4 protein-coding genes are annotated in these 4,508 nt (G+C 71.7%); 3 read left to right on the top strand and 1 reads right to left on the bottom strand.

Features of this window, described 5'->3' with window-relative positions; translation table 11 throughout:
- The coding region (locus tag L0P92_RS42405) for a helix-turn-helix transcriptional regulator (RefSeq protein ID WP_234768478.1) at positions 1-811 on the bottom strand (811 nt) is incomplete at its 3' end.
- A gap of 62 nt (positions 812-873) precedes the next feature.
- Here L0P92_RS42405 and L0P92_RS42400 point away from each other — a divergent pair.
- The 3 genes from L0P92_RS42400 to pfkB all read left to right on the top strand — a co-directional run bounded on the left by L0P92_RS42400 (position 874) and on the right by pfkB (position 4,280).
- Positions 874-2,403 (top strand): MFS transporter, encoded by a 1,530-nt coding sequence (locus L0P92_RS42400; protein WP_234768477.1) that lies wholly within the window; start codon positions 874-876, stop codon positions 2,401-2,403.
- Between the two features lie 171 nt (positions 2,404-2,574).
- Complete coding sequence (locus L0P92_RS42395; protein WP_234768476.1) at positions 2,575-3,336, top strand: DeoR/GlpR family DNA-binding transcription regulator; 762 nt, start codon at positions 2,575-2,577, stop codon at positions 3,334-3,336.
- The gene (gene pfkB / locus L0P92_RS42390; protein WP_234768475.1) at positions 3,333-4,280 is read left to right on the top strand and encodes a 1-phosphofructokinase; all 948 of its coding nucleotides are present in this window, start codon (positions 3,333-3,335) and stop codon (positions 4,278-4,280) included. The genes L0P92_RS42395 and pfkB overlap by 4 nt, the downstream gene beginning before the upstream one ends.
- Positions 4,281-4,508 lie beyond the last annotated feature (228 nt).

Here is a 4,508-nt window from a genome sequence, read left to right as displayed (position 1 = left end):
CACCCCCTCCCACCGCCTCCGGCACCCCCAACCACGGAGGCAACCGAGCCCCAACGACATCCACCCCCGCAGCGAACGTGACCACCACCTCGTACGTCTCCTGCCGAGGCCGAATCGACTGCCGCAAGTACTCCGCCGCACTCCCCGTGGGCAACTCCCGCTCAGCGAACCGCACTCCGGTCGCGAACGGCTCACTCACCCGGTCGACCCGGAACGTCCGCCAGTCCCCCCGATCGAGGTCGTACGCCACGAGGTACCACCGCCGCCCCGTGGACACCAGCCGATGCGGCTCCGTCACCCGCCGAGACGCGACCCCGTCCTTCGCCCGGTAAGCGAACCGCAACCGCTCCCGCCCCGCCACACACGACGCCATCACGGTCAGCGTCTCGGGCGCGATACTCGCCCCGTCCCCACTGGTCAACGGCGTCGTCGCGGCCTGGAGCGTGCTCACCCGGTGCCGCAGCCGTGACGGCAGCACCTGCTCCAGTTTGGCCAGCGCCCGAACCGACGCCTCGTCGACGCCCTCGACGGCGTGCCCCGCACCCGCCCGCAGCCCGACCGCGATGGCCACGGCCTCCTCGTCGTCCAGCACGAGCGGCGGCATCGCCTTGCCCGCGACGAGCCGATACCCCCCGTCGGAACCCTTCGTCGCCTGCACGGGATACCCCAGCTCCCGCAACCGGTCGATGTCCCGCCGAACCGTACGCCGGGACACCCCGAGCCGATCGGCGAGCTCGCCGCCGGGCCATTCGCGGGGCGTCTGAAGAAGCGAGAGGAGTGTCAGCAGCCGTGCCGGAGTATCCGTCGTCATGTTTCCGAGCATGCCGCACCACTAGGACACGATCTGACCTATTGCTGGAATACCTTCGGGCCATGACTTCAACCGAGACAGCTTCAGCACCCGTGACAGGCGACCGCCGCCGCTGGTTCGCCCTGGCCATCGTGATGACCGCCGCCTTCATGGACCTGGTCGACGTCACGATCGTCAACATCGCCATCCCGTCGATCCAGCGCGAGGCGGGCGCGACGTTCGGCCAGATCCAGTGGATCACCGCGGGCTACGCCCTCGCGTTCGCCGCGGGCCTGATCACGGGTGGCCGTCTCGGCGACATACACGGCCGCAAGCGACTGTTCCTGATCGGCATCGGCGGCTTCACCCTCGCCTCCGCCCTGTGCGGCTTCGCCGCCAACCCGGAGATGCTGGTCGCCTCCCGCATCCTCCAGGGCGCGATGGCGGCCCTGATGGTCCCGCAGGTCCTGTCGATCGTGCACGCCACCTTCCCGGCACACGAACGCGGCAAGGTCTTCGGCCTGTTCGGCGCGGTCGTAGGCCTCGGCGCGGTCACCGGCCCCCTCCTCGGCGCCCTGCTCACCGAGTGGAACCTCTTCGGCCTCGAATGGCGCCCGATCTTCCTGATCAACCTCCCGGTCGGCATCGCGGGCCTGATCCTCGGCAGCCGTTTCATCACCGAGTCCAAGGCGCCGAAGGCCCTGAGGCTGGACCTCGTCGGCGTCGGCCTCGTCACGCTCGGCCTGCTGATGCTGCTCTACCCGCTGACCCGCGGCCGTGAGCTGGGCTGGCCGACGTGGGGGTACGTGGTGATGGCGGGCGCGCTCGTCGTCCTCGCGGCGCTGGTGACGTACGAGAAGCGGAAGGCGACCCGGGACGGCTCCCCGCTGATCGAGCTCTCCCTGTTCAGGGTGAAGAGCTTCGCGGCCGGTATCGCCGTACAGACCGTCTTCGGTGTGGCGCTCGGCATCTTCTTCCTGGTCTGGACGCTGTACATGCAGTTCGGCCTGGGCTGGAGCCCGTTGAAGGCGGGCCTGACCGGCATCCCGTTCTCGATCGCGGTCTCGACGGCGGCCGGCATGTCGGTCCAGAAGCTGGTCCCGCGCTTCGGCCGCAAGGTGCTCCAGGCGGGCGCGCTGGTGATGGCGCTCGGTGTCCTGATCTACATCTGGGAGGCGAACCACTACGGCCTGTCCATCGCGCCCTGGCAGATGGCGCTGCCCCTGGTCGTGATGGGCGTCGGCATGGGCCTGATCGTGGCGCCGCTGACGGACGCGATCCTCTCCGAGGTGCCGCGCGAGCACGCCGGTTCGGCGTCGGGCCTGATCAACACGGTGCAGCAGATGGGCAACGCGCTGGGTCTGGGCCTGGTCTCGGTGGTCTTCTTCGGCGTCGTCGACGACCGGCTCGCCGGGGCGACGGAGCGCACGGCGGCCGGTATGGCCTTCGCGGACGGGTTCCAGCACGCGCTCTGGTGGGTCGCCGCGGTGATGGGCGTCATCTTCCTGCTGATGTCCGCGCTGCCGAAGCGACCGGCCCAGCACGTCGAGGGAGCGGCCGATGGTCCGGCGCCGGAGACGGAGACGGAGAAAGAGCCCGCGCTGGTGGGCTGAGAGCGGGGAGGGGCCCGGCACCTCGGTGCCGGGCCCCTTGCCGTTTCCGTGTTTCCCCTCTTCAAAGCCCAGTCCTGCCCGATTGAGCCCGAACCTGTTTACTTTCCGGAAATCCGGGCGTAGCCTCCCAGCGAAACCACAAGTTCGGGCACAGTTCGGAGGCGAACGGACATGTACGCACCGGAGCGGCAGCAGGAGATCCTCCGGCTGGCTCGTGACGGCGGCCGAGTGGACGTCCTGTCGCTGGCCGAGGAGTTCCAGGTGACGGCGGAGACGATCCGCCGGGATCTGAAGGCCCTGGACCGGGCCGGACTCGTACGCCGTGTGCACGGCGGCGCGATCCCCGCCGGGCGCCTGGACTTCGAGCCGGACCTCGCCGAGCGGGAGTCGACGGCGGCCGACGAGAAGGACCGCATCGCGAAGGCGGCCCTCGCGGAACTGCCCACCGAGGGCACGATGATCCTCGACGCCGGTACGACGGTGGCCCGCATGGCCGCCGCGCTGCCGCTGGAGGCGTCCCTCACCGTCGTCACCCACAGCCTGCCCATCGCGGCCCGCCTCGCGGACCACCCCAGCGTCCAGCTCCACCTGGTCGGAGGCCGCGTACGGCACCGTACGCGCGCCGCCGTGGACGCCTGGGCGCTGCGCGCGTACGGCGAGATCCGCGCCGACGTCCTGTTCGTCGCGGCCAACGGCTTCTCCGCCGAGCACGGTCTGACCACCCCTGACCTCGCCGAGGCGGCGGTGAAGCGCGCGGCCGTGGCCGCCGCCCGCCGGGTCGTCCTCCTCGCCGACTCCTCCAAGCACGGCCAGGAGCACTTCGCCCGCTTCGGTGACCTGAGCGACGTGGACCTGCTGATCACCGACAGCGGGCTGAGCCCCGAAGACGCCACCGCGATCGAGCGCGGCGGCACGGAAGTAGTGCGCGCATGATCCTCACCGTCACCCCGAACCCGTCCCTGGACCGCACCTACGAGGTGCCCTCCCTCGACCGCGGCGAGGTCATCCGCGCCACCGGCGAGCGCATGGACCCGGGCGGCAAGGGCGTGAACGTCTCACGGGCCGTCGCGGCCGCCGGACAGCGCACGGTCGCGGTGCTGCCCCTCGGCGGTGCGCCCGGCGCGCTCGTCGCCGACCTGCTCGACGCCCAGGGCATCGAGGTCGCGCCCGTCCCGGTCGCCGGAGGCACCCGCTCGAACATCGCGCTCGCCGAGTCGGACGGGGTGCTCACGAAGATCAACGCGCCCGGCCCCGAGCTGTCGGCGGCCGAGCAGGAGCTGCTCCTGGAGACGGTGCGCGAACAGTCGCGCGACGCCGCCTGGATCGCCTGCTGCGGCAGCCTGCCGCGCGGCCTCGCGCCGTCCTGGTACGCCGATGTGGTCACCCGGGCGCACGCAGGGGGCGCGCGGATCGCCCTGGACACCTCCGGGCCCGCCCTCCTGGAAGCCCTGCGCGCCCGTCCCGACGTGGTGAAGCCGAACGCCGAGGAGCTCGCGGCGGCGGTCGGGCGCCCCCTGACCACCGTCGGCGACGCGCTGAAGGCCGCCGAGGAACTGCGCGAGATGGGCGCCGGCGCCGTACTGGCGAGCCTGGGCGCGGACGGGCAGCTGCTGGTGGACGGCGAGGGCGCCTGGTTCGCGAGCGCGCGCGTGGACGTCGTACGCAGCAATGTCGGCGCCGGCGACTCCTCGCTGGCCGGCTTCCTCATCGCGGGCGGCAGCGGTCCGCGGGCCCTCGCCTCGGCGGTGGCGCACGGCGCGGCCGCCGTACAGCTGCCCGGCAGCGTGATGCCCTCGCCGGCCGATCTGGACCCGTCGGCGGTGACCGTCACGGACGAGGTGCCGGTGGACCGTGTCCTCAAGGAGCCGGCGTCATGACGAATGTCGCGGTTGTCACAGTTGTTGCCGATCCGCTCCGTGAACGGCGAAGCTCGGCGTTACTCACGCCCGCCGACGGACGGCAGGGCCTCCTGAGCCGCTCTGCCGCCCGGGGGAGGCGGGATTTCCCCGACCCCGGGCGGCAGAGCGGCTCGGGTGGGCCACCCGTGAGTCTGCCGCCGGGAGAGACTCCGAGCCTCCCCGTTGACGGAACGGTACGCCCACAAC

The organism is Streptomyces muensis, assembly GCF_021474425.1.
Classification (GTDB): domain Bacteria; phylum Actinomycetota; class Actinomycetes; order Streptomycetales; family Streptomycetaceae; genus Streptomyces; species Streptomyces muensis.
The sequence above is the reverse complement of the archived record's forward strand: the minus strand, read 5'-3'. Positions and strand labels throughout refer to the sequence as shown.

What these genes read in the sequence shown, in the direction of transcription:
- pfkB (WP_234768475.1), top strand. Translation starts at nt 3,333, where the DNA reads ATGATCCTCACCGTCACCCCGAACCCGTCCCTGGACCGCACCTACGAG.
- L0P92_RS42400 (WP_234768477.1), top strand. Translation starts at nt 874, where the DNA reads ATGACTTCAACCGAGACAGCTTCAGCACCCGTGACAGGCGACCGCCGC.
- L0P92_RS42395 (WP_234768476.1), top strand. Translation starts at nt 2,575, where the DNA reads ATGTACGCACCGGAGCGGCAGCAGGAGATCCTCCGGCTGGCTCGTGAC.